This window comes from Pseudomonas oryzihabitans (genome assembly GCF_032027545.1).
GTDB lineage: Bacteria > Pseudomonadota > Gammaproteobacteria > Pseudomonadales > Pseudomonadaceae > Chryseomonas > Chryseomonas oryzihabitans_F.
In genome coordinates this window covers 121,871-147,358 of record NZ_JAVSJB010000002.1, presented here as the reverse complement: position 1 = coordinate 147,358, position 25,488 = coordinate 121,871, and the positions used below count along the sequence as shown (strand labels likewise).

Annotated in this window: 22 protein-coding genes; 21 read left to right on the top strand and 1 reads right to left on the bottom strand. The window is 64.5% G+C overall.

Going from position 1 to position 25,488, the window contains the following annotated elements; all coding sequences use genetic code 11:
- Positions 1-151 precede the first annotated feature (151 nt).
- From pyrH to ispD, 21 genes are all read left to right on the top strand, one after another.
- Complete coding sequence (gene pyrH / locus RND78_RS03235; protein WP_007159492.1) at positions 152-895, top strand: UMP kinase; 744 nt, start codon at positions 152-154, stop codon at positions 893-895.
- Complete coding sequence (frr, locus tag RND78_RS03230; RefSeq protein WP_058761983.1) at positions 892-1,449, top strand: ribosome recycling factor; 558 nt, start codon at positions 892-894, stop codon at positions 1,447-1,449. Before pyrH ends, frr begins: the two co-directional genes overlap by 4 nt.
- 18 nt (positions 1,450-1,467) lie before the next feature.
- A complete protein-coding gene (gene uppS / locus RND78_RS03225; RefSeq protein ID WP_312726015.1) occupies positions 1,468-2,217 on the top strand; it encodes a polyprenyl diphosphate synthase in 750 nt (249 codons plus the stop codon).
- A complete protein-coding gene (locus tag RND78_RS03220) occupies positions 2,217-3,032 on the top strand; it encodes a phosphatidate cytidylyltransferase (protein WP_312726014.1) in 816 nt (271 codons plus the stop codon). The genes uppS and RND78_RS03220 overlap by 1 nt, the downstream gene beginning before the upstream one ends.
- Entirely contained in the window at positions 3,029-4,210 is a 1,182-nt protein-coding gene (ispC, locus tag RND78_RS03215) for a 1-deoxy-D-xylulose-5-phosphate reductoisomerase (protein ID WP_312726012.1), read from the top strand. Before RND78_RS03220 ends, ispC begins: the two co-directional genes overlap by 4 nt.
- 66 nt (positions 4,211-4,276) lie before the next feature.
- Entirely contained in the window at positions 4,277-5,629 is a 1,353-nt protein-coding gene (rseP, locus tag RND78_RS03210) for a sigma E protease regulator RseP (protein WP_312726010.1), read from the top strand.
- Between the two features lie 73 nt (positions 5,630-5,702).
- A complete protein-coding gene (bamA, locus tag RND78_RS03205) occupies positions 5,703-8,072 on the top strand; it encodes an outer membrane protein assembly factor BamA (protein WP_312726008.1) in 2,370 nt (789 codons plus the stop codon).
- Positions 8,073-8,110: 38 nt separating this feature from the next.
- Positions 8,111-8,614 (top strand): OmpH family outer membrane protein, encoded by a 504-nt coding sequence (locus tag RND78_RS03200; RefSeq protein WP_312726006.1) that lies wholly within the window; start codon positions 8,111-8,113, stop codon positions 8,612-8,614.
- Positions 8,611-9,687, top strand: coding sequence for a UDP-3-O-(3-hydroxymyristoyl)glucosamine N-acyltransferase (lpxD, locus tag RND78_RS03195; RefSeq protein ID WP_312726005.1), 1,077 nt, complete (start codon positions 8,611-8,613; stop codon positions 9,685-9,687). Before RND78_RS03200 ends, lpxD begins: the two co-directional genes overlap by 4 nt.
- A gap of 45 nt (positions 9,688-9,732) precedes the next feature.
- A complete protein-coding gene (fabZ, locus tag RND78_RS03190) occupies positions 9,733-10,173 on the top strand; it encodes a 3-hydroxyacyl-ACP dehydratase FabZ (RefSeq protein WP_059226515.1) in 441 nt (146 codons plus the stop codon).
- Positions 10,170-10,946 (top strand): acyl-ACP--UDP-N-acetylglucosamine O-acyltransferase, encoded by a 777-nt coding sequence (lpxA, locus tag RND78_RS03185; protein WP_312726002.1) that lies wholly within the window; start codon positions 10,170-10,172, stop codon positions 10,944-10,946. The genes fabZ and lpxA overlap by 4 nt, the downstream gene beginning before the upstream one ends.
- 16 nt (positions 10,947-10,962) lie before the next feature.
- The gene (lpxB, locus tag RND78_RS03180; protein ID WP_312726546.1) at positions 10,963-12,090 is read left to right on the top strand and encodes a lipid-A-disaccharide synthase; all 1,128 of its coding nucleotides are present in this window, start codon (positions 10,963-10,965) and stop codon (positions 12,088-12,090) included.
- Entirely contained in the window at positions 12,090-12,725 is a 636-nt protein-coding gene (rnhB, locus tag RND78_RS03175) for a ribonuclease HII (protein ID WP_312726001.1), read from the top strand. Before lpxB ends, rnhB begins: the two co-directional genes overlap by 1 nt.
- 236 nt (positions 12,726-12,961) lie before the next feature.
- Positions 12,962-16,483 (top strand): DNA polymerase III subunit alpha, encoded by a 3,522-nt coding sequence (gene dnaE, locus RND78_RS03170; RefSeq protein ID WP_312725999.1) that lies wholly within the window; start codon positions 12,962-12,964, stop codon positions 16,481-16,483.
- Between the two features lie 155 nt (positions 16,484-16,638).
- The gene (locus RND78_RS03165) at positions 16,639-17,589 is read left to right on the top strand and encodes an acetyl-CoA carboxylase carboxyltransferase subunit alpha (protein WP_312725998.1); all 951 of its coding nucleotides are present in this window, start codon (positions 16,639-16,641) and stop codon (positions 17,587-17,589) included.
- Positions 17,590-17,599: 10 nt separating this feature from the next.
- Positions 17,600-18,916 carry a tRNA lysidine(34) synthetase TilS gene (tilS, locus tag RND78_RS03160; protein ID WP_312725996.1) on the top strand — a complete coding sequence of 439 codons (1,317 nt, stop codon included), beginning with the start codon at positions 17,600-17,602 and terminating at the stop codon, positions 18,914-18,916.
- 142 nt (positions 18,917-19,058) lie between these two features.
- On the top strand, positions 19,059-20,687 hold the full coding sequence (locus tag RND78_RS03155) for a CTP synthase (RefSeq protein WP_312725995.1): 1,629 nt from the start codon (positions 19,059-19,061) through the stop codon (positions 20,685-20,687).
- A gap of 2 nt (positions 20,688-20,689) precedes the next feature.
- Positions 20,690-21,538 (top strand): 3-deoxy-8-phosphooctulonate synthase, encoded by an 849-nt coding sequence (kdsA, locus tag RND78_RS03150; RefSeq protein ID WP_042136053.1) that lies wholly within the window; start codon positions 20,690-20,692, stop codon positions 21,536-21,538.
- Positions 21,539-21,761: 223 nt separating this feature from the next.
- Positions 21,762-23,051 (top strand): phosphopyruvate hydratase, encoded by a 1,290-nt coding sequence (gene eno / locus RND78_RS03145; protein ID WP_312725994.1) that lies wholly within the window; start codon positions 21,762-21,764, stop codon positions 23,049-23,051.
- Positions 23,052-23,219: 168 nt separating this feature from the next.
- On the top strand, positions 23,220-23,498 hold the full coding sequence (locus tag RND78_RS03140) for a septum formation initiator family protein (RefSeq protein ID WP_312725992.1): 279 nt from the start codon (positions 23,220-23,222) through the stop codon (positions 23,496-23,498).
- Positions 23,499-24,230 carry a 2-C-methyl-D-erythritol 4-phosphate cytidylyltransferase gene (gene ispD / locus RND78_RS03135; RefSeq protein ID WP_312725991.1) on the top strand — a complete coding sequence of 244 codons (732 nt, stop codon included), beginning with the start codon at positions 23,499-23,501 and terminating at the stop codon, positions 24,228-24,230.
- Here the strand turns inward: ispD and RND78_RS03130 are convergent.
- Positions 24,227-25,393 (bottom strand): hypothetical protein, encoded by a 1,167-nt coding sequence (locus tag RND78_RS03130; RefSeq protein WP_312725989.1) that lies wholly within the window; start codon positions 25,391-25,393, stop codon positions 24,227-24,229. The two genes, ispD and RND78_RS03130, sit on opposite strands and share 4 nt — an antisense overlap.
- Between the last annotated feature and the right edge of the window lie 95 nt (positions 25,394-25,488).

Genomic DNA, 25,488 nt, shown 5'->3' with positions numbered 1-25,488 from the left:
GCGCGCGGCCTCTTTGTCAAATTGGAAGGCACGTCTAGTTTCTTGCCTCCCAAGGAGTTTTTTGCCGATTGGAGTGAACGCAACTGCGGTTGCGCTTTCCTATCGCTGGATCAAAACCCCCGCACATGTTCATCGCCACAGGAGAGAGTGAATGGCACAGCAGATGAGTGGTCGCCAACCCCGTTACAAGCGTATTCTGCTGAAGCTCAGTGGCGAAGCCCTGATGGGAAGTGAAGACTTCGGGATCGACCCGAAGGTGCTGGACCGCATGTCGCTGGAGATCGGGCAACTGGTGGGTATCGGTGTCCAGGTCGGCCTGGTGATCGGCGGTGGCAACCTGTTCCGCGGCGCGGCCCTGTCCGCCGCTGGCATGGATCGCGTCACCGGCGACCACATGGGCATGCTGGCCACGGTGATGAATGCCCTGGCCATGCGTGATGCCCTGGAACGCTCCAATATTCCCGCGACGGTGATGTCCGCGATCTCCATGGTCGGCGTGACCGACCAGTACGACCGCCGCAAGGCGCTGCGCCAGCTGAAGGATGGCGAGGTCGTCATCTTCTCCGCGGGTACTGGTAACCCCTTCTTCACCACCGACTCCGCCGCCTGTCTGCGGGCGATCGAGGTGGAGGCGGACCTGGTGCTCAAGGCCACCAAGGTGGATGGTGTATACACGGCGGATCCCTTCAAGGATCCCAATGCCGAAAAATTCGAGCGTCTCACCTACGACGAGGTGCTCGACCGCAAACTGGGCGTCATGGATCTCACGGCCATCTGTCTCTGCCGTGACCACAGCATGCCCCTGCGGGTCTTCAACATGAACAAGCCCGGTGCCCTGCTCAACATCGTAGTGGGTGGCGGCGAGGGTACCCTGATCGAGGAGGGAGCAGCATGATCGACGAGATCAAGAAGGACGCGCAGGCGCGCATGACCAAGACCCTGGAAGCCCTGGGTCACACCTTTGCCAAGATCCGTACCGGACGTGCCCATCCAAGCATCTTGGATAGCGTCATGGTCTCCTACTACGGCAGCGATACGCCGCTGCGCCAGGTGGCCAACGTCACCGTCGAGGACTCGCGCACCCTGGCGCTGAGCGTGTTCGACAAGAGCATGATCCAGGCCGTGGAAAAGGCCATCATGACCTCGGACCTGGGGCTGAATCCGGCAACCGCTGGCACCACCATCCGCGTGCCGATGCCGGCGCTGACCGAGGAAACCCGCAAGGGTTACACCAAGCAGGCCCGTGCCGAAGCCGAGCAGGCGCGCGTGTCGGTGCGCAACATCCGTCGCGATGCCCTGGCCCAGCTCAAGGACCTGCTCAAGGAAAAGGAAATCAGCGAGGACGAAGACCGCCGTGCGCAGGACGAAGTCCAGAAGCTGACGGACAAGTACGTCGCCGAGGTGGACAAGGCTCTGGAGGCCAAAGAAGCCGACCTGATGGCCGTTTGACAACGATTGGGACGTAGCATGGGCATGAGCAAGCCAGGCAAGGTGGTGCCGCGTCACGTGGCGATCATCATGGACGGGAACAATCGCTGGGCGCGCCGTCGGCTGCTGCCCGGTGTCGCCGGTCACAAGGCCGGGGTCGATGCCGTGCGGGCGGTCATCGAGGTCTGCGGTGACGCGGGCGTCGAGGTGCTGACGCTGTTCGCCTTTTCCAGCGAGAACTGGCGGCGCCCGGCCGACGAGGTCGGCGCCCTGATGGAGCTGTTCCTGTCCGCCTTGCGCCGGGAAGCCAAGAAGCTGCATCAGAACGGCATCCGCCTGCGCATCATCGGCGACCGCTCGCTGTTCCACCCGGAGCTGCAGGCCGCCATGGCGGAAGTCGAGGCGCTCACGGCCCATCATACTCGCTTCGTATTGCAGATCGCCGCCAACTACGGCGGCCAGTGGGACATCACCCAGGCTGCCCAGCAACTGGCGCTGCAGGTTCAGCAGGGTGGCCTGCAGCCGGCGGACATCACGCCGGAGTTGCTGCAGGGATGTCTCGCGACCGCTGACCTGCCATTGCCCGATCTGTGCATCCGTACCGGTGGCGAGCGGCGGGTCAGCAACTTCCTGCTCTGGCAGATCGCCTACGCCGAGCTGTATTTTTCCGACCTCTTCTGGCCGGACTTCAAGCACGAAGCCATGCAGGCAGCGCTGGCCGACTTCGCCACTCGCCAGCGGCGTTTCGGCCGGACCTGCGAACAGGTGGAAGCGGAGCTACGCGCCTAATGCTGAAACAGCGAGTTATCACGGCGATGGTGCTGTTGCCCATCGCCCTGGCCGGGTTTTTCTGGCTGGAAGGGGCGGCGTTCGCGCTCTTCATCGGTGCAGTGGTGGTACTGGGTGCCTGGGAGTGGGCCCGCCTGGCCGGTCTCGAGGCGCAGCCCCTGCGCTGTGCCTATGCCGCCATCGTCGCGCTGGCGCTGTTGGTGTGCTGGACGCTTCCCGCGGGTGCTCATGGACTGCTGTTCATCAGCCTCGCCTGGTGGCTGTACGCGACCGTGCTGGTGCTGACCTATCCGGACAGCGCTCGCACCTGGCAGGCGCCCTGGCGGCGGCTGCTCATCGGGCTGGTGGTGCTGGTCCCGGCCTGGCAGGGCCTGATGTTGCTCAAGGCGGCACCGGGCGGCAACCTGCTGATTCTCGAAGTGATGATGCTGGTCTGGCTGGCCGACATCTTCGCCTATTTCTCCGGGCGGGCCTTTGGCAGGCGCAAGTTGGCGCCGGCCGTGAGCCCCGGCAAGAGCTGGGAAGGCCTCTATGGTGGCCTGGCCGCTGCGCTGATCGCGACCCTGGTGCTCGGGCTGGTCCGGGGTTGGGGGCTGGGCGATCTGCTGCAGGCGCTCATCGGTGCCGCCTGCGTGGTGCTCATTTCCGTCGTCGGTGATCTCACCGAAAGCATGTTCAAGCGCCAGGCCGGACTCAAGGACAGCAGCCAGCTGCTGCCGGGGCATGGCGGGGTGCTGGATCGCATCGACAGCCTGACGGCCGCGGTACCGCTGTTCGCGTTACTGCTCTGGTGGGCTGGCTGGGGTGTGCAGTGAGCCTCCAGCGCCTGTGCGTCCTTGGCGCCACCGGGTCCATCGGCGCCAGTACCCTGGATGTGGTGGCACAGCATCCGGAGCGGTACGAGATCTTCGCCCTCAGCGGCCATCGCCGGTTGAATGAACTGGCCGAACTCTGCCGCCGTTTTCGCCCGCGTTGCGTCGCGGTGCCGGATGAGGCTTCCGCCGAGCGATTGCAGGGCCTGCTCCAGGCGGCCGACGCCTTGCCCGACATCCTCGTCGGCGAGTCCGGGTTGGAGGCCATCGCCGCCCACCCGCAGGTCGATACCGTCATGGCGGCGATCGTCGGTGCAGCGGGCCTCAAGCCCACGCTGGCGGCGGTCAAGGCCGGCAAGCGGGTACTGCTCGCCAACAAGGAAGCGCTGGTCATGAGCGGCGCGCTGTTCATCGATGCCGTGCGCGCCAGCGGCGCGACGCTGCTGCCGATCGACAGCGAGCACAATGCCATCTTCCAATGCCTGGCCGATCCGGCCTCACCGGGTCTGGCCGCCAAGGGAGTGCGTCGCATCCTGTTGACCGCCTCGGGTGGCCCCTTCCGCCAGACGCCTGCCGAGCTATTGCGGGATGTCACCCCCGATCAGGCCTGCGCCCATCCCAAGTGGTCCATGGGGCGCAAGATCTCGGTGGATTCCGCGACCCTGATGAACAAGGGACTCGAACTGATCGAGGCCTGCTGGTTGTTCGATGCCACCCCAGCGCAGGTCGAGGTGGTCATCCATCCCCAGAGTGTCATCCACTCCCTGGTGGACTACGTGGACGGCTCGGTGCTGGCTCAACTGGGCAATCCCGACATGCGTACGCCCATTGCCCATGCGCTGGCCTGGCCGGAGCGCATAATCTCGGGCGTTGCGGCGCTCGATCTGTTCGAGATCGGCCGGCTCGAGTTCGAACGACCCGATGAAGAGCGCTTTCCCTGCCTGCGGCTGGCGCGCGAGGCAGCCCAGGCGGGCGGCTGTTTGCCGGCGACGCTCAACGCGGCCAACGAGGTCGCCGTCGAGGCCTTCCTCGCAGGTCGGTTGGGCTTCACCGACATCCCGCGGCTGATCGAATCGGTGCTCCAGCGCACGGCACCGTGCCCGGCGGACAATCTTGACGTGGTCTTCGCGGCCGACGCCACCGCTCGGCGGTTGGCGCAGGCCTGGCTGTCGAGTCGCTGATCCGGCGCCTCGACACCCGGTCCGCGAGTCCGCAGAATCTGCACACTGAGGTAGCGGAGGCAGCCAATGTCCATCCTGTACACGATTCTGGGAACCCTGGTCGCCCTCGGCGTCCTGGTGACCATCCATGAGTATGGCCACTTCTGGACGGCGCGGCGCTGCGGCGTCAAGGTGCTGCGCTTCTCGGTAGGCTTCGGCAAGCCCCTGCTGCGCTGGCACGACCGTCACGGCACCGAATTCGTGGTCGCGGCCATTCCCCTGGGTGGCTACGTCAAGATGCTGGACGAACGCGAGGCGCCGGTCCCGCCAGAAGAGCAGCACGCCGCCTTCAATCGTAAGACCGTTCGCCAGCGTATCGCCATCGTCGCCGCCGGGCCCATTGCCAACTTCCTGCTGGCCATCCTGTTCTTCTGGTTGCTGGCCATGCTGGGTTCCCAGCAGCCGCGTCCGGTGGTGGGTTCGGTCGTTGCCGGCACGCCGGCGGCCCAGGCCGGTATCCCGGTCGGTGCCGAATTGACCGCGGTCGACGATGAGCCCGTGGACAGTTGGGCGGCGGTCAATCTGCGGCTGGTCGATCGGCTGGGCGAGAGCGGGCCGCTGCGGCTGAACTACCTCCTTCCTGGCACCACGGCGGAGCAGCATAGCATCATCGAACTGCAGTCCTGGCTGCGTGGCGCCGAGGATCCGGACCCCATCCAGGCCCTGGGGCTGCGACCCTGGCGGCCCCGCATGCCGGCGGTCTTCGCCGAACTCGATCCGGCGGGTCCTGCCCAGGCGGCCGGTTTGCAGGCCGGCGATCGGCTGGTCGCCCTGGACGGCGTGGCCATCGACGATTGGCAGCAGGCCGTGGAGTGGGTAAGGGCTCATCCCAATCGTCAGATCAAACTGACCTACGAGCGCCAGGGCCAACAGCGCGATGTCTCCTTGCGCCTGGGCGCGCGGCGGGTCGATACCGCAGAGGCAGGCTACCTCGGTGCCGGTGTTGCCCCGGTCAAGTGGCCTGCGGAAATGGTTCGCGAAATCAGCTATGGGCCTGTGGCAGCTGTGGGCGAGGGTGTTGCCCGTACCTGGCAGATGAGCGTGCTGACGCTGGTTTCCCTGAAGAAGATGCTCTTGGGAGAGCTGTCGGTAAAAAACTTGAGCGGGCCGATAACCATTGCTAAAGTGGCGGGCGCTTCCGCTCAGTCGGGCCTGGGGGATTTTCTCAATTTCCTGGCGTACTTGAGCATAAGCCTGGGGGTTCTGAATCTGTTGCCGATCCCCGTGCTCGACGGTGGTCACCTGGTGTTCTACTTCGTCGAGTGGATTCGCGGGCGGCCCTTGTCCGAGCGCGTGCAGACCTGGGGCATGCAGATCGGTATTAGCCTCGTCGTGGGTGTGATGCTGCTGGCCTTGGTCAATGACCTCGGTCGCCTCTGACACTCTGCTGATTGCCGAATCTGCCGCCCAGTGCGGCAGATTCTTTATTTGCCAGTTGGAATAAAAGGGACTCATGAAACGCCTGCTGCTACCTGCGGTAATAGCCGCGCTGATGATCGGCGAGGTACACGCCGAGTCCTTCACTATCTCCGATATCCGCGTCAACGGACTGCAACGTGTATCGTCCGGCAGCGTCTTCGGTGCCCTGCCATTGAACGTAGGCGAGGCCGTCGACGACAACAAGCTGGCCGAGGCCTCCCGGTCGCTGTTCCGCACCGGTTTCTTCCAGGACATCCAGTTGGGTCGTGACGGCAACGTCCTGGTGGTCAACGTCGTCGAGCGTCCGTCCATTTCCAGCATCACCCTGGAAGGGAACAAGGCGATTTCCACCGATGACCTGATGAAGGGCCTCAAGCAGGCCGGCCTCGCCGAGGGCGAGATCTTCCAGCGCGCCACGCTGGAAGGTGTCCGCAACGAGCTGCTGCGCCAGTACGTCGCCCAGGGTCGTTATTCCGCCAGCATCGACACCGAGGTGGTGCCTCAGCCACGCAACCGCGTGCAGTTGAAGATCACCATCAACGAGGGCGAGGTGGCGACCATCTCCCACGTCAACGTGGTGGGCAATACGGTCTTCCCCGAGGACGATCTGACCTCGCTGTTCGAGCTCAAGCCGAGCAACTGGCTGTCGTTTTTCCGTAACGATGACAAGTACTCCCGGGAAAAGCTGTCGGGTGACCTGGAGCGACTGCGCTCCTACTACCTCGACCGCGGCTACATCAACATGGACATCACCTCGACCCAGGTGTCCATCACGCCCGACAAGAAGCACGTCTACATCACGGTCAACGTCAACGAAGGGCAGAAGTACACCGTTCGCGAGGTGAAGCTTTCCGGTGACCTCAAGGTGCCGGAAGAAGAGCTGCGCAAGCTGATGCTGGTCCAGCCGGGCCAGGTCTTCTCGCGCAAGGTGATGACCACTACCTCGGACCTGATCACTCGCCGCCTGGGCAACGAGGGTTACACCTTCGCCAACGTCAACGGTCTGCCCGAGCCCCACGACGACGATCACAGCGTGTCCCTGACCTACGTGGTCGATCCGGGCAAGCGCGCCTACGTCAATCGCATCAACTTCCGCGGCAACACCAAGACCGAGGACGAGGTGCTGCGTCGCGAGATGCGGCAGATGGAGGGCGGTTGGGCATCGACCTACCTCATCGACCAGTCCAAGACTCGCCTGGAACGCCTGGGCTACTTCAAGGAAGTCAAGGTCGAGACGCCTCAGGTGCCCGGCACCGACGACATGGTCGACGTGAACTACAACGTCGAGGAACAACCTTCCGGCTCCATCACCGCCAGCATCGGCTTCGCCCAGAGCGCCGGTCTGATCCTCGGTGGTTCCATCAGCCAGAACAACTTCCTGGGTACCGGCAACCAGGTCAGCATCGGTCTGACCCGTTCCCAGTACCAGAGCCGCTACAACTTCAGCTTCACCGATCCCTACTTCACGCCCGACGGCGTGAGCCTGGGCTACAACATCTTCTATCGCAGCACTGACTACAGCAAACTGTACGACAGTGACGTCTCCTACTACTCGATCAACAGCCTGGGTACCGGTGTCACCCTGGGTTACCCGATCAGCGAGACCTCGCGCCTGACCTATGGTCTGAGCGTACAGAACGACGAGATCAACCCGGGCACCTACAGTGCTGACGAGATCTACGATTTCGTCCAGCGCGAAGGCAAGGACTTCACCAACTTCAAGGCCAGCATCGGTTGGTCGAGTTCGACGCTGAACCGCGGCGTGCTGCCCACCCGTGGCGCCTCGCAGAACTTGACCGGGCAGATCACCATCCCCGGCAGCGACCTGAGCTTCTACAAGCTCGACTATCGCGGCCAGCTGTTCACCCCGCTCACCGACAACACGGCACTGCGTTTCCATACCGAGCTGGGTTATGGCGACGGCTATGGCAGCACCGATGGCCTGCCGTTCTACGAGAACTACTACGCCGGTGGTTTCAACTCCGTGCGCGGCTTCGAAGACAGCAGCCTGGGCCCACGCACCACGCCGCCGGGGAATCCGCCGACCTATGGCGCCCAGGGCCAGGGCTACCGCGATCGCGACAAGTCCGAAGCCTTCGGTGGCAACGTGCTCATCACCGGCGGCGTGGAATATCTCTTCCCGCTGCCCTTCGTGAAGGATCAGAAGTCCTTGCGTACCGTGCTGTTCTGGGACGTGGGTAACGTGTTCAGCACCAAGTGCTATTTGAGCACCACGCAGAATTGCGGCGACGTCAGCTTCTCGAACATGGCGAGCTCGGTCGGCGTTGGCCTGACCTGGGTAACTGCCCTGGGTCCGCTGAGTTTCAGCCTCGGTGTGCCGGTGAAGAAGCCGGGCAATTCCGATCCGCAGGTCTTCCAGTTCTCGCTGGGTCAGACGTTCTGACCCAGGCTACATCTTTGCGCTTCACGCAGGAGTCAACTGTGCACAAGTACACCCGTTACGCCTTGTTCGCTGCCGTTCTCGTCGCTGCTCCGGTATTCGCCGACACCAAGATCGCGGTCCTCAACTATCAGATGGCCCTGCTGGAATCGGACGCCGCCAAGAAGTACGCGGTCGATTCCGAGAAGAAGTTCGGTCCCCAGTTGAACAAGCTCAAGGGCCTGGAAAGCTCCGCCAAGGACATCCAGGATCGGCTGAACAAGGGTGGCGACAAGATGGCCGAGGCCGAGCGTACCCGTCTGGAGAATGACTTCCGTCAGAAGGCGCGCGACTTCCAGTTCCAGTCCAAGGAACTCAACGACGCCAAGGCTGCCTCCGATCGCGACATGCTGAAGCTGCTCAAGCCGCGCCTGGACAAGGCCGTGGAAGAGGTGCTGAAGAAGGGTGATTACGATCTGGTGCTCGAACGTGGCGCCGTGGTCGACGTGAAGCCGCAGTACGACATCACCCGCCAGGTGATCGAGCGGATGAACGCAGGTCGTTGATGAGCCATACGACTTTCACGCTGGGCGAACTGGCGCAGTGGCTGGAAAGCCGCCAGTTGACCGCGGAGTTGCGTGGATCGCCCGAGCGCGTCGTGACCGGCCTGGCCACCCTGCCGGAAGCCGGTCCCGACCAGTTGAGTTTTCTCGCCAATCCGCAGTACCGCCGCTACCTGACCGATACCCGGGCCGCTGCGGTGCTGTTGTCGGAAAAGGACGCCGACGGCTATGCCGGCGACGCCCTGATCCTGGCCAATCCCTATCTCGCCTACGCGCGGTTGTCCCACTTGTTCGACCGCAAGCCGCGTAGTGCGGCTGGCATCCATCCCACGGCCGTGGTCGCGGCGGATGCCGTCGTCGATCCAAGCGCAGCCATCGGCCCCTATGTGGTGATCGAGGCGCAGGCACGGATCGGGGCCGGCGTCAGCCTGGGTGCCCACTGCGTAGTGGGTGCCCGGAGCGTCATCGGCGCCGACAGCTGGCTGGCGCCGCGGGTCACCCTCTATCACGACGTGGTCCTCGGCGAGCGCGTCGTGGTGCAGTCGGGAGCCGTGATCGGGGCCGAAGGCTTCGGTTTCGCCAACGAGCGCGGCCAGTGGCAGAAGATCGCCCAGCTGGGTGGGGTCTTGATCGGTGATGATGTCGAGATCGGTGCCAATACCACCATCGATCGGGGCGCCCTGGCCAACACCGTCATCAGCGACGGCGTCAAGCTGGATAACCAGATCATGATCGCGCACAACGTCCAGGTCGGTGAGCACACCGCCATGGCCGCCTGCGTCGGCATTTCCGGCAGCACCAAGATCGGCAAGCATTGCACCATCGCCGGTGGCGTGGGCATGGTCGGTCACATCGAGGTGTGCGACAACGTCTTCGTCACCGGCATGACCATGGTGACCCGCTCCATCACCGAGCCAGGCGCCTATTCCTCCGGTACGGCCATGCAGCCGGCCGGGGAATGGAAGAAGAGTGCGGCGCGTATTCGCCACCTCGACGACATGGCTCGCCGTCTGCAACATCTGGAAAAAATCGTTGCCACCGTGACCTCGCGGGATGACGCTGCTTCTGATGCTTGATTGCGCATCGGATGTTTCCCCTTTTTGAACAGGCCTTCCCCGACCATGATGGACATCAACGAGATCCGTGAATATCTCCCGCACCGCTATCCCTTTTTGTTAGTGGATCGCGTGACGGAGCTGGATATCGAAGCCAAGCGCATTCGCGCCTACAAGAACGTCAGCATCAACGAGCCGTTCTTCACCGGCCATTTCCCGCAGCACCCCATCATGCCGGGCGTGCTCATCGTCGAGGCGATGGCCCAGGCCGCTGGCGTGCTGGGCTTCAAGATGATGAATTCCTCACCCGCCGATGGCACCCTGTACTACTTCGTCGGATCGGATAAGCTGCGGTTTCGCCAGCCGGTGACGCCGGGCGACCAACTGGTCCTCGAAGCCCGTTTCCTCAGCACCAAGCGTGGCATCTGGAAGTTCGAATGCCAGGCCAGCGTGGACGACAAGCCCGTCTGCTCGGCCGAAATCATCTGCGCGGAACGCAAGCTATGACGTTGATCGACTCCAGGGCTATCGTCGACCCCCAGGCACGGCTCGCCGCCGATGTCCAGGTCGGCCCCTGGTCGATCATCGGGCCGGACGTCGAGATAGGCGAGGGGACCGTCATAGGTCCGCACGTCATCCTCAAGGGGCCGACCGTCATTGGTTGTCACAACCGGATTTACCAGTTTTCCTCGATTGGCGAAGACACCCCCGATCTCAAGTACCGGGGTGAGCCGACGCGCCTGCGTATCGGCGATCACAACGTCATCCGCGAAGGGGTCACCATCCACCGCGGGACGGTGCAGGATCGCGAAGAGACCACCATCGGTGACCACAACCTGCTGATGGCCTATGTGCATATCGGTCACGATAGCGTGATCGGCAACCATTGCATCCTGGTCAACAACACCGCACTTGCCGGACACGTGCATGTGGACGACTGGGCGATCCTGTCCGGCTATACCCTGGTGCATCAGTTCTGCCGCATCGGCGCCCACAGCTTTTCGGGCATGGGTACCGCGATCGGCAAGGACGTACCGGCCTACGTGACGGTGTTCGGCAATCCGGCCGAAGCGCGCAGCATGAACTTCGAAGGCATGCGTCGGCGCGGCTTCTCGACCGAGGCCATCCAGACGCTGCGGCGCTGCTACAAGGTGGTCTACCGCCAAGGCCTGACCGTCGACGAAGCCCTGCGCGAGCTGGAGCCGATGGCCCAGCAATTTCCCGAGGTGGCGGTGTTCCGCGATTCCATCCTGAGTGCCACGCGTGGCATCACCCGCTGAGTTCGCCCAGCGTCCCCTGCGGGTGGCGCTGGTGGCAGGAGAGGCGTCGGGTGATCTGCTGGGCGCTGGTCTCATGCAGGCGTTGCGCGCGCAGCATCCGCACATCGAATTCATGGGCGTCGGCGGACCGCGGATGGAGGCCGAGGGCCTGGTGTCCGAGTTTCCCATGGAGCGCCTGGCGGTCATGGGGCTGGTCGAGGTGCTCGGCCGGCTGCGGGAATTGCTCGGTCGCCGCAAGGCGCTCATCGCCCAGTTGCTCGAGGCCCGGCCGGACGTCTTCATCGGCATCGATGCCCCGGATTTCGTCCTGGAGATCGAGGCCCAGTTGCATCGTGCCGGGATACCCGCCGTGCACTACGTGAGTCCTTCGGTCTGGGCCTGGCGGCAGAAGCGGGTGCTGAAGATCCGCGACGGCTGCGACCTGATGCTGACCCTGTTCCCCTTCGAAGCCCGCTTCTACGAAGAGCAACAGGTGCCGGTGCGCTTCGTCGGTCATCCATTGGCCGATACCATTCCCCTCGACAGCGATCGCCTGGCGGCCCGGCAGTCCCTGGGACTGCCGGAAGAGGGGCAGGTTATCGCCCTGCTGCCCGGTAGTCGCGGTGGCGAGGTCGGGCGCCTGGGTGCACTGTTCCTGGATGCTGCTGCGCTCTTGTTGGCCAAGCGTCCCGACACGCGCTTCGTGCTGCCCTGTGCCAATGCCGCACGGCGGGCGCAAGTGGAGCTGTTGCTGGAAGGGCGGCCAACGCTGCCGCTGCTGTTGACCGATGGTCGTTCCCACGAGGTGTTGGCCGCCTGCGATGGCGTGCTGATCGCCTCGGGCACCGCGACCCTGGAAACGTTGCTGTTCAAGCGACCCATGGTGGTCGCCTATCGGGTGGCACCCTTGACCTATCTGATCCTCAAGCAACTGGTTAAGAGCCCCTACATTTCCCTGCCGAACCTGCTGGCTGGGCGCAAGCTGGTACCAGAGCTGATCCAGCACGAGGCGACGCCGGAACGCCTGGTGGCTGAGCTGCTGCCATTGCTGGAGCGGCCGGAGCAGCAGACCGACAGTTTCGCTGCCATCCACCACAGCCTCAGGCGCGATGCGTCGGTGCAGGCCGCCAGCGCCGTGCTGGCGCTCTTGCGGGAGCGCGGCTGATGCAGATGGGCCTGGATTTCAACCTGGTGGAGGCGCTGGTCGCCGGGGTCGATGAAGTGGGCCGTGGCCCGCTCTGTGGCGCCGTGGTGACGGCGGCGGTCATCCTCGATCCGGGTCGGCCCATCCTTGGCTTGAACGACTCGAAGAAGCTGTCGCTGGGTCGGCGCGAGGCGCTGTTCGAGGAGATCCAGGAGAAGGCCCTGGCCTGGTGCGTCGCCCGGGCCGAGGTCGCCGAGATCGACCAGCTGAACATCCTGCACGCCACCATGCTGGCCATGCAGCGCGCGGTGGAAGGCCTCCAGGTACAGCCGCGGCTGGCCCTGATCGACGGCAATCGCTGTCCCAAGCTGGCCGTGCCCAGCGCGCCAGTGGTGAAGGGTGACAGCCAGGTACCGGCGATCGCCGCCGCCTCGATCCTGGCCAAGGTGAGCCGCGACCGCGAAATGCAGGTGCTGGATACGCTCTATCCCGGCTATGGCCTGGCCGGCCACAAGGGCTATCCCACGGCCGAGCATCTGGACGCCCTCCGGCGCCTGGGGCCGACACCCATCCACCGCCGTTCCTTCGCGCCGGTGCGGGACGCCTGGCTGGCGCTCGAGACCCAGGCCTCGACCCAGATCGTCGCGACCTACTGACAGCCGTCGCAGCGGTCTGCCCCTGGGCTTTTGTCTGAAAAGTGCCTGTGCCCGGTCATGCAGCGTTTAGAATCCGCTGGGTCGCCAGTCTGATCGGAATGCGCATTTACCATTCGTAAACTCCGCTTCCTCATGGGTTTTTGCCTAGCCTGACCGTCGCTCGACTACTTTTCAGACCAGCCCAGGCTCGACTATCCGGTACAATCTCGCGCCTCACGCATCAAGGGGTCTCTGCCATGTCCGCATCCTTCGTCCACCTGCGTCTGCACACGGAATATTCCCTGGTCGACGGGATCGTGCGGGTGAAGGGGCTGGTCAAGGCCGCCGAAGCGGCCGGCATGCCGGCGGTCGCCGTGACCGATCAGGGCAACCTCTGTTCGCTGGTCAAGTTCTACAAGGCCGCCATGGGCGCGGGTATCAAGCCCATCGCCGGGGCGGATATCTGGCTCGCCGGCCTGGACAGCGATGCGCCCCTGACCCGCATGTCCCTCCTGGTGATGAACGCCAAGGGCTATCGCAACCTCACCGAACTGCTGTCGCGCGGCTTCCAGGAAGGCCAGCGCGAAGGACAGATCATCATCCAGCGTGACTGGGTGAAGGAGGCGAGCGAGGGCCTGATCGCCCTGTCCGGGGCCAAGGAAGGGGAGATCGGCCTGGCGCTGCTCGAAGGTGATCTGGCCCTGGCCGATCGGCTGTTCGCGGAATGGCAGGCAGTCTTCCAGGATCGCTTCTACCTGGAGGTCCAGCGCACCGAAAGAGCCGGGGACGAGGAGCATCTGCATGCCGCCGTGGCCCTGGCCGATCGCTGCGGCGGTGCCCTGGTGGCCACCAATGACGTGCGCTTCCTCAAGCCCGAGGATTTCGAAGCCCACGAGACCCGCGTCTGCATCGGTGAAGGTCGCCCGCTGGACGACCCTCGCCGCGAGCGCAAGTACAGCGACCAGCAGTACCTGAAGTCGGCGGCCGAGATGGCCGAGCTGTTCAGCGACCTGCCGGAGGCGCTGGAAAACACCGTCGAGATCGCCAAGCGCTGTAATATCGAGATCCAGCTGGGCAAGTACTTCCTGCCCAACTTCCCGATTCCCAACGGGATGACCATCAACGACTACCTGCGCCACGTGTCCTTCGAGGGGCTGGAAGAACGCCTGGCCGTGCTCTGGCCGCGGGAGACCACGCCCAACTACGAGGAGAAGCGCCAGGAGTACGTCGACCGGCTCAACTTCGAGCTCGACATCATCATCCAGATGGGCTTCCCCGGTTACTTCCTCATCGTGATGGACTTCATCAAGTGGGCGAAGAACAACGGCGTGCCGGTCGGCCCCGGCCGAGGCTCGGGTGCCGGCTCCCTGGTGGCCTATGTACTGAAGATCACCGATCTCGACCCACTGGCCTACGACCTGCTGTTCGAGCGCTTCCTCAACCCCGAACGGATCTCCATGCCCGACTTCGACGTCGACTTCTGCATGGATGGTCGCGACCGGGTGATCGACTACGTGGCCGACCTGTACGGGCGCGAGGCGGTGAGCCAGATCATCACCTTCGGCACCATGGCGGCCAAGGCGGTGGTGCGCGACGTGGCCCGGGTGCAGGGCAAGTCCTACGGCCTGGCCGATCGCCTGTCGAAGATGATCCCCTTCGAAGTGGGCATGACCCTGCAGAAGGCCTACGAGCAGGAAGAGGTGCTGCGCGACTTCCTGGCGACCGACGAGGACGCCAAGGAAATCTGGGACATGGCCTTGAAGCTCGAGGGCATCACCCGGGGTACCGGCAAGCACGCCGGGGGCGTGGTGATCGCGCCGACCAAGCTGACCGATTTCTCGCCCATCGCCTGTGACGAGGACGGCAACGGCCTGGTGACCCAGTTCGACAAGGACGACGTCGAGCAGGCCGGCCTGGTCAAGTTCGACTTCCTCGGACTGCGCACCCTGACCATCATCAAGTGGGCGCTGGAAACCATCAACCGCACGGAAGTGGCGGAAGGGCGCGAGCCGCTCAACATCGACTTCATCCCGCTGGACGACAAGCCGACCTACGCCCTGTTGCAGAAGGCCGAGACCACTGCCGTCTTCCAGCTGGAATCCCGCGGCATGAAGGAGCTGATCAAGAAGCTCAAGCCGGACTGCCTGGAAGACCTCATCGCCCTGGTGGCGCTGTTCCGTCCCGGTCCGCTGCAATCGGGCATGGTCGACGACTTCATCAACCGCAAGCACGGTCGCGCCGAGCTGGCCTATCCGCACCCGGACTACCAGTACGAAGGTCTCAAGCCGGTGCTGGCGCCGACCTACGGTATCATCCTCTACCAGGAACAGGTGATGCAGATCGCCCAGGTCATGGGTGGTTACACCCTGGGCCAGGCGGACATGCTGCGTCGGGCCATGGGCAAGAAGAAGCCCGAGGAGATGGCCAAGCAGCGCGGCGGTTTCATCGAAGGCTGCGCCAACAACGGCATCGATGCCGATCTGGCAGGCAACATCTTCGACCTGGTGGAGAAATTCGCCGGTTACGGCTTCAACAAGTCGCACTCGGCCGCCTATGGCCTGGTCTCCTACCAGACCGCCTGGTTGAAGACCCACTATCCGGCGCCCTTCATGGCGGCAGTGTTGTCTGCGGATATGCACAATACCGACAAGGTGGTAATCCTCATCGAGGAATGCCGCCACATGAAGCTGCGCATCGACACGCCGGACGTGAACATTTCCGAGTTCAAGTTCACCGTGAACGAAGGCGGGCGCATCGTCTATGGCCTCGGCGCCATCAAGGGCGTGGGCGAGGGGCCGGTGGAGGCCATCGTCGAGGCGCGTGCCGAGGGGCCGTTCAAGGACCTCTTCGATTTCTGCGCCCGGGTCGACCTCAAGCGCATCAACAAGCGCACCCTGGAAGCCCTGATCCGTTCCGGCGCCCTGGATCGGCTGGGGCCGCATTACCATGACGAGATCAAGGCCTACCAGGCCACCATCGACCAGAATCGCGCCGTGCTGCTGGCGGCCATGGAAGAGGCCATCGCGTCCGCGGAACAGACCGCGCGCAGTCACGATAGCGGTCACGTGGATCTTTTCGGCGGCGTCTTCGCCGAGCCCGAGGCCGACGTCTATGTCAATCATCGTCGGGCCCGGGAGCTCAATCTCAAGGAGCGCCTGCGCGGCGAGAAGGAGACCCTGGGGCTGTACCTGACCGGTCACCCCATCGAGGAATACGAAGGCGAGGTGCGCCGCCTAGCGCGCCAGCGCATCGTCGATCTCAAGCCGTCGCGCGAGACCCAGACCGTGGCCGGGCTGATCGTCAACCTGCGAGTGATGAAGAACAAGCGCGGCGACAAGATGGGTTTCGTCACCCTGGACGACCGTTCCGGGCGCATCGAGGCCTCGCTGTTCGCCGAGGCCTTCAACGCCGCCCAGGCGCTGCTGCAGACCGACGCCCTGGTGATCGTCGAGGGCGAAGTCAGCCAGGACGACTTCTCCGGCGGCCTGCGTCTGCGCGCCAAGCGAGTGCTGGGCCTGGAGGAGGCCCGTACCGCCCTGGCGGAAAGCCTGAGGATCGCGGTGCGCAGCGAAGCCCTGGCCGGGGATCGGCTGCGCTGGCTGGGCGAGTTGTGCGGTCGTCACCGTGGCGCCTGTCCGGTCACCATCGACTACCAGGGGCCCACCGCGCGGGCGCTGCTGCAGTTCGGCGAGAACTATCGGATCGACCCGGCCGACGGCCTGATTCAAACCCTGCGTGACCAGTTCGGCAGGGAGAACGTCTTTCTCAACTATCGTTGATGCGGAGCGCCACGCGCGCTCCTTGCCCGTTTCCGTCAGGAGTCGGCTGGCCGTCTCGTACGGCCGCAGTCTCGACCTGTTGCGCGCTATCCCTTAAGGTATGCGCCCCGGCCCCTGGCTCTCCCTTTAGCTTGCAGAACGCAAAACGGATGCCCATGAACCCGAACTATCTCGATTTCGAACAGCCCATCGCCGATCTCCAGGCCAAGATCGAAGAACTTCGGCTGGTCGGTAACGACAATGCGCTGAACATCAGTGACGAGATCGCCCGGTTGCAGGAGAAGAGCCAGGCGCTCACCAAGAACATCTTCAGCGACCTGTCCAGCTGGCAGGTGGCTCGTCTGGCGCGTCATCCGCTGCGTCCCTACACCCTCGACTACATCGGCTATCTCTTCACCGATTTCGAAGAGCTGCACGGCGATCGCCACTTCGCCGACGATCCGGCCATCGTCGGTGGCATCGCCCGCCTGGAAGGCCGTCCGGTGATGATCATCGGTCACCAGAAGGGCCGTGAAGTGCGCGAGAAGGTGCGTCGCAACTTCGGCATGCCGCGTCCGGAAGGCTATCGCAAGGCCTGCCGCCTGATGGAAATGGCCGAGCGCTTCAAGATGCCGATCCTGACCTTCATCGACACCCCCGGCGCCTATCCGGGCATCGATGCCGAGGAACGTGGCCAGAGCGAAGCCATCGCCTGGAACCTGCGCGTCATGGCGCGCCTGAAGACCCCCATCATCGCCACCGTGATCGGCGAGGGGGGGTCCGGTGGTGCCCTGGCCATCGGTGTCTGCGACCAGCTCAACATGCTGCAGCACTCCACCTATTCGGTGATCTCGCCGGAAGGTTGTGCCTCTATCCTCTGGAAGACCGCCGAGAAGGCCCCTGAGGCTGCAGAAGCCATGGGTATCACCGCCGAACGCTTGAAGAGCCTGAATATCGTCGACCAGGTGATCGACGAGCCCCTGGGTGGCGCCCATCGTGATCCCCAGGCCATGGCCGCTAGCCTGCGCACCGCGCTGCTGCAACAACTCGACGAACTCAAGGGCTATGACGTGCCGGCGCTGCTGGAGCGTCGCTACGAGCGCCTGATGAGCTACGGCATCTCCTGATCCCGCTGCTATGAGTCTGCTGGACCGGCTGCATCTTCGCCTTGCGCGGCAGCCGGCTACCCGTCACTGGCGGGTGGGCTTCTCCGGCGGACTCGACTCCACCGTCCTGCTACATCTCTTCGTCCGGCTGCGCGAGCGAGGCCTGACGGGTGAAGTGCAGGCGGTGCACGTCCACCACGGTTTGCAGCCTCAGGCGGACGCCTGGGTCGAGCACTGCGGGCGAGTCTGTGCAGCGCTCGACGTACCCCTCGCCACCCGCCACGTCCGTACCGACAAGATGGCCAGCCTCGAACGCGCCGCCCGGGAGGCACGCTACGCTGCCTTCGCCGAGGTCTTGCCGGTCGGCGGCTGCCTGCTGCTGGGGCAGCATCGTGACGACCAGCTGGAAACGTTGCTCCAGCGCCTGGTGCGCGGAGCCGGTGTGAAGGGCCTGGCCGGCATGCCGGAGACCCGCCCCCTGGCCGCGGGCCGCCTCTGGCGTCCCTTGCTGGACGAGCCACGGGCCGCGCTGCTGGCTTACGCGGAGGCCGAAGGGCTGGACTGGATCGAAGATCCCAGCAACGTCGATACCGGGCTGGATCGCAACTACCTGAGGCACGAGATACTGCCGCGGCTGCGCAATCGCTGGCCCGGCGTCGATCGGGTCATGGCCCGCAGTGCCCGGCACCTGGCCGAGGCCGAGGAGTTGTTGGGCGAACTGGCGCGCCTCGATCTGCGGCAGGCCCAGGTCGGCGAGCGGGCGTTCGCCTGGGTCCCTTTGCCCAGCCTGGCGCTGACGCCCTTGCAGGGCCTGAGCGAAGCGCGCCAACGCAATCTCCTGCGCACCTGGCTGGCGCCCCTGACGCGGCAGCCCGATAGCGCCCACTGGGTCAGCTGGCAGGCGCTGCGTGACGGCAACGAGGCGAGCGATCCCTGTTGGCGGCTGGAGGGGGGCGAGGTGCGGCGCGGGGCAGGGCGGATCTGGTGGGTGCCCGATACCTGGCAGGCCGGGCTGCGCCCTCTGGCGATCGGGACGCAGGAAACCACTCTGGACCTGGCCGGCAATGGTCGGCTGCGCTTCGTCGGCGAGGACGCACAACCCGGCTGGCGGATCGCCTATCGCCAGGGTGGTGAGCAACTGGTCGTACCCGGGCGTGGTCGTCGTGATCTCAAGCGCCTGCTCAACGAGCGCGGTGTGCCGACCTTCCTGCGCGGGCGGTTGCCGCTGCTCTGGCGTGGCGACGAACTGCTGGCGGTGGCCAATCTTGCAGGGCTGGACGGCCTGCCAGGGGGCGGGCGGCTTGCGTGGCAGCCCGCAGACGGTGTGGCCGGGTTTGAGCTGCCATGACCTTTAGGCTAGACTACGCTCCCGTCTTGTACCGCATTTTCCGCTCGCTCCGAGTGGACGGTGTGCATTGGTCCGGCGCCAGGCCGACCGCTCTCGCTTTCATCGGCGGCTCTCCGCCTCAACGCAGATTCTAGGAATTTTCATGACGCGCTTTATTTTCGTCACGGGCGGTGTTGTTTCTTCTTTGGGGAAAGGCATCGCCTCGGCCTCCTTGGGCGCCATTCTGGAAGCGAGAGGGCTGAAGGTCACCATGCTCAAGCTGGACCCGTACATCAACGTGGACCCCGGTACCATGAGTCCCTTCCAGCACGGTGAGGTGTTCGTCACCCATGACGGCGCCGAGACCGACCTGGACCTGGGCCACTACGAGCGGTTCATCCGCACCACCGTGACCCAGAACAACAACTTCACCACCGGCCGCATCTACATGGACGTCCTGCGCAAGGAGCGTCGTGGCGACTACCTGGGCGCCACCGTGCAGGTGATCCCGCACATCACCGACGAGATCAAGCGCCGCATCATCAAGGGTGCCGGCGATGCCGACGTGGCCCTGGTGGAGATCGGCGGCACCGTCGGCGACATCGAGTCGCAGCCCTTCCTCGAAGCCATCCGCCAACTGCGGGTGGAGATCGGCGCCCGCCGGGCCATGCTGATGCACCTGACCCTGGTCCCCTACATCGCCACTGCCGGCGAGACCAAGACCAAGCCGACCCAGCATTCGGTCAAGGAACTGCGCTCCATCGGCCTGCAGCCCGATGTGCTAATCTGCCGTTCCGACCACACCGTCGATAGCTCGTCCCGGCGCAAGATCGCGCTCTTCACCAACGTCGAAGAGCGGGCGGTTATTTCCCTGGAAGACGTCGACACCATCTACCGCATTCCCTCCGTGCTGCATGCCCAGGGCCTGGACGAGTTCGTCGTCGAACGCTTCGGTCTGGAGTGCAAGCCGGCCGATCTGTCCGAGTGGGATCGCGTGGTGGACGCCAAGCTCAACCCCGAGCGGGAAGTCACCATCGCCATGGTCGGCAAGTACATGGAGCTGCTCGACGCCTACAAGTCGCTGATCGAAGCCATGACCCACGCCGGCATCCAGAGCCGCACCAAGGTCAACCTGCGCTACATCGATTCCGAGCACATCGAGCAGCAGGGTACCCACCTGCTCAAGGGCGTCGACGCCATCCTGGTCCCCGGCGGTTTCGGCCTGCGCGGCGTGGAAGGCAAGATCGCCACCGTGCAGTACGCCCGCGAGAACAAGATTCCCTACCTCGGCATCTGCCTGGGCATGCAGGTGGCGGTCATCGAATTCGCCCGTAACGTGCTGGGCTGGAAGGACGCCAACTCCACCGAGTTCGACAAGTCCAGCGGCCACCCGGTAGTCGGCTTGATCACCGAATGGCAGGATGCCACCGGCGCCACCGAGATTCGTACCGAGGGCTCCGACCTGGGCGGCACCATGCGCCTGGGCGCCCAGGAATGCCAGCTGAGCGGTGGCACCCTGGTCCACGACTGCTATGGCCAGGACGTCATCGTCGAGCGCCATCGTCATCGCTACGAGGTCAATAACAACCTGCTGCCGCAGATCCAGGCCGCCGGCCTGAAGATCTCCGGTCGCTCGGGCGACGGCGCCCTGGTGGAAGTGGTGGAGGCCCCGGATCATCCCTGGTTCGTCGCCTGCCAGTTCCACCCGGAGTTCACCTCCACCCCGCGTGACGGCCACCCGCTGTTCAGCGGCTTCGTCAACGCCGCCCTGCGTTACGCCAAGAAGGATTGAGCATGACCGTGCAGAAGATCGTCCGCGTCGGCAACATCGAGATCGCCAACGACAAGCCCTTCGTGCTGTTCGGTGGCATGAACGTGCTGGAATCCCGCGACCTGGCCATGCAGGTGTGCGAGCAATACGTCAAGGTGACCGAGAAGCTGGGCATCCCCTATGTCTTCAAGGCCAGCTTCGACAAGGCCAACCGCTCCTCGGTGACCAGCTACCGCGGTCCGGGCATGGAAGCCGGCCTGCGCATCTTCGAAGAGCTCAAGGCGACCTTCGGCATGCCGGTGATCACCGACGTCCACGAGCCCTACCAGGCCGCCCCGGTGGCGGCGGTGTGCGACATCATCCAGCTGCCGGCCTTCCTCTCGCGGCAGACCGACCTGGTGGTGGCCATGGCCAAGACCGACGCCGTGATCAACATCAAGAAGGCGCAGTTCCTCGCGCCCCAGGAGATGAAGCACATCCTCGCCAAGTGCGAAGAAGCCGGTAACGACCAGCTGATCCTCTGCGAGCGAGGCTCTTCCTTCGGCTACAACAACCTGGTGGTTGACATGCTCGGCTTCGGCATCATGAAGAGCTTCGGCTACCCGGTGTTCTTCGACGTGACGCATGCCCTGCAGATGCCGGGCGGACGCGCCGATTCCGCTGGCGGCCGCCGCGCCCAGGTCACCGACCTGGCCAAGGCCGGCATGAGCCAGGGCCTGGCCGGTCTGTTCCTCGAAGCCCATCCGGATCCCGAACATGCCAAGTGCGACGGCCCCTGTGCCCTGCGCCTGGACAAGCTGGAGCCTTTCCTGGCCCAGCTCAAGGCGCTGGACGAACTGGTGAAGTCGTTCACGCCGATCGAAACTGCCTGAGAGCCTGTTCAAAATTTTGCGAGCTAGAGCCAAACAAGGCGAAAAGGTCTGAGGAAGCGGAGTTTACGAGTGGTAAATGAGCATTCCGAAGGCATTTTCAACGCAGTTTGGCCAACGCGTAGCAAATTTTGGACAGGCTCGTAGTGGCGGCTTGAACCAAAAGCCCTTGGCACAGCCGAAGGCTGATCCGTCAATGACCGGTAACATGGAGATCGATACAAAAATGGCTAAGATCGTCGACATCAAGGGACGTGAAGTCCTGGATTCCCGCGGCAACCCCACCGTTGAAGCGGATGTGATCCTGGACAATGGCATCGTCGGTCGCGCCACCGCGCCGTCCGGCGCGTCCACCGGTTCGCGCGAGGCGCTGGAGCTGCGCGACGGCGACAAGAGCCGCTACCTGGGCAAGGGTGTCCTGAAGGCCGTGGGCAACATCAACGGCCCCATCCGTGACCTGCTGCTGGGCAAGGACCCAAGCGAGCAGAAGGCGCTGGACCGCGCCATGATCGAGCTGGACGGCACCGACAACAAGGCCAAGCTGGGCGCCAACGCCATCCTGGCCGTGTCCCTGGCTGCCGCCAAGGCCGCTGCCGAAGACCAGGACCTGCCGCTCTACGCCCATATCGCCAACCTGAACGGCACCCCCGGTCAGTACTCCATGCCGGTACCGATGATGAACATCATCAACGGCGGCGAGCATGCCGACAACAACGTCGATATCCAGGAATTCATGGTCCAGCCGGTCGGCGCCAAGAGCTTCGCCGAGGCCCTGCGCGTGGGCGCCGAGATCTTCCATCACCTGAAAGCCGTGCTCAAGGCCCGTGGCCTGAGCACCTCCGTGGGCGACGAAGGCGGCTTCGCGCCGAACCTGGCCTCCAACGCCGACGCCCTGGCCGCCATTGCCGAAGCCGTACAGAAGGCTGGCTACCAGCTGGGCACCGATGTCACCCTGGCCCTGGACTGCGCCTCCAGCGAGTTCTACAAGGACGGCAAGTACGACCTGTCCGGCGAAGGCAAGGCCTTCGACGCCAACGGTTTCGCCGACTACCTGGCCGGCCTGACCGAGCAGTTCCCGATCATCTCCATCGAGGACGGCATGGACGAGTCCGACTGGGCCGGTTGGAAAGCCCTGACCGACAAGATCGGCAGCAAGGTGCAACTGGTCGGCGACGACCTCTTCGTTACCAACACCAAGATCCTCAAGGAAGGCATCGAGAAGGGCATCGGTAACTCGATCCTGATCAAGTTCAACCAGATCGGCTCCCTGACCGAGACCCTGGAAGCCATCCAGATGGCCAAGGCCGCCGGCTATACCGCGGTGATCTCCCACCGCAGCGGCGAGACCGAAGATTCCACCATCGCCGACCTGGCCGTGGGCACTGCCGCCGGCCAGATCAAGACCGGTTCGCTGTGCCGTTCCGATCGCGTCTCCAAGTACAACCAGCTGCTGCGTATCGAAGAGCAACTGGGTGCCAAGGCGCCTTACCGCGGCCGTGCCGAGTTCCGTAGCTAAGGGCTGCGCGAGCGTGGAGGCGAGGATTCGGTTCGTCGCCTCCTGAATCGTCTGACGAACCACAGGATAGATGCCCAGTTTACAAGCGTAGAGCTGGGCTTCTATCCTGTTTTCGTCTTTGCCGCCGCCTCATAGCGGCATCCGCCCTCCGCGAATCCGTTACCTCCCATGCGAAGTCCCTACTGGCTGTTTCCCTTCCTGCTCCTGCTGCTCGGCGGTCTCCAGTATCGCCTGTGGATCGGTGATGGCAGCTTCGCCCAGGTTCGCGAACTCAAGCAGCAGATCGCCGACCAGAACGGCGAGAACAAGCGCCTGCTGGAGCGCAACGAAATCCTCGAAGCCGAGGTCGTCGAGCTCAAGAAAGGCATGGAGACCGTCGAGGAGCGTGCCCGCCACGAACTCGGCATGGTCAAACAGGGCGAAACCCTCTTTCTGCAATCCAAATAGATGACTCCTGTACCCTCGTTCTGGGCCGTCCTGCCGGCCGCGGGCGTTGGTTCGCGCATGCGCGCGGATCGGCCCAAGCAGTACCTCGAATTGGCCGGTCGTAGCGTCATCGAGCACACCCTGGCGGCTTTTCTGGAGCATTCCGGCACCCTGGGCATCGTGGTGGCACTGGCCAGCGACGATCCCTGGTGGCCCCAGCTGCCCATCGCCCAGGATTCCCGCATTCGCCGCGCCGAAGGGGGTGCCGAACGGGCCGGTTCGGTCTTGTCGGCGCTCTTGCTGCTGGCCGAGCAAGGGGTAGCGGACGATGCCTGGGTGCTGGTGCACGACGCCGCGCGGCCCAATCTGCAGCGCAGTGATATCGATCGCCTGCTCGCCAGCCTGGCTGCCGACGACGTGGGCGGACTGCTGGCGGTGCCGGTGCGGGACACCCTCAAGCGCGCCGGCGCCGATGGCCGGGTCGCTGCCACCCTGGATCGCAGCCTGGTCTGGCAGGCCTATACGCCGCAGATGTTCCGCCTCGGGCCGCTGAGCCGGGCCTTGGCCGATGCGCTCGCGGCTGGCGTCGCGGTGACCGACGAGGCCTCGGCCATGGAGTGGGCGGGCCTGGCGCCGCGCCTGGTGGAAGGCCGGCCGGACAATCTCAAGATCACCCGGCCGGAAGATCTGGAATGGCTCCGCCGCAGCTGGCAGCTCGATGCCCTGGCGGGCGCCGACAGTTCTCCTACCTAGAAACGATAGATGGCTGCGACGCCGGTCCTGCTCGGCATCCGCTCACGCGGCAGCACCAACACCTGCCCACCCTGTTGCAGGGTCTGCAGACTGAGTTCGTCCAACAGGTCCTCGGTGTTGGCGCCGGCTGGATCGGAAGGCACCAGCAGGCGGCGGTCGACGTCCAGATGACCGGGAATGCGTCGCTCGGCTTCCACCAGCAGGGTATCCACCCGGGCGTCCAGCACGGCGCCGCCGATCTCATCCAGCCGATCCGACGACAGGCCCTGGCCCTGGCGTTGGGCGTAGGTGTCCAACAGGTCTGCCAGGCGTCGATCCAGACGCGGCGCCATGACCGCCCAGGCCTTATGTCTCAGGGCTTCACTGTCGAGTGGACCCGGATCGCCCACCAGGCCTTCTGCCAACAGCAGGGGATTGTTGCTGATCCGGCGAAAGACCGCCTGGTGCTCCGGCAGGGCGGCGAGTAGTAGCGGCAGCTTGCTTGGCTGCGAGTGCTCGCGGGTGAGGGCGCGATCCAGGGCGAGGAAATAGCGTTCTCGATCGGCGTTCTGTTCGTCATGTTTGCCGATGCCGCCGGCATTGTGCTGCATGGCGTCGCCGCGCTCGCCCGCCCGGCCAGAACCCTGGGGCAGGCCGCGCTGGTTACCGGCGGTCAGGTCGCTACCCAGGGCTTCTTCCAAGGTCCGGGGCACACCGGTGGCCAATTCGATCTCCACCAGATTGGCGCGGCTGCCTTCGAACAGGCGGGCGTGATCACGGGACAGGCAGAGCACCTGGTAGCGATCAGTCCCCTGGGCCAGTTGCAGCAGCGGCTGCAAATGGAGGTGGTGATTGACCATCGCCGTCTCTGGTACACCGCCGGCTACCTTGAGCAGGTGCAGATGATCGCGGTCGCGCAGGATGACCAGGCCACCGCGCGGGTGACGCCAGAAGTCGGCATCGTCGATCAGGGCGGTCAGGAGCGCCAGCAGGGCGGGGGTATCCGCTTCGGGAAAGCGTTCACCTAGCTCCGCCTCCACCTGGCGCAGCAGATTCTTGAAACGGATGACATTCTGCTCGCGCTGGGGAAAGGCGCGCTCGGTGGGCAAATAGAGGGACAGGCAGGGCGGGGTCGCCGCCTTCATCCAGGCGGCGAGTGCGTAGTGATCGAGGGTGTCGTTCATGGGGCCTCCGGCTGCTAGAGACGCCGCGCCGCTGCCGAAGCGGCGGTGGCGCGGCGTCCGATACCCCTTTCGAAGACCGGTCGAAAGACCCGGTT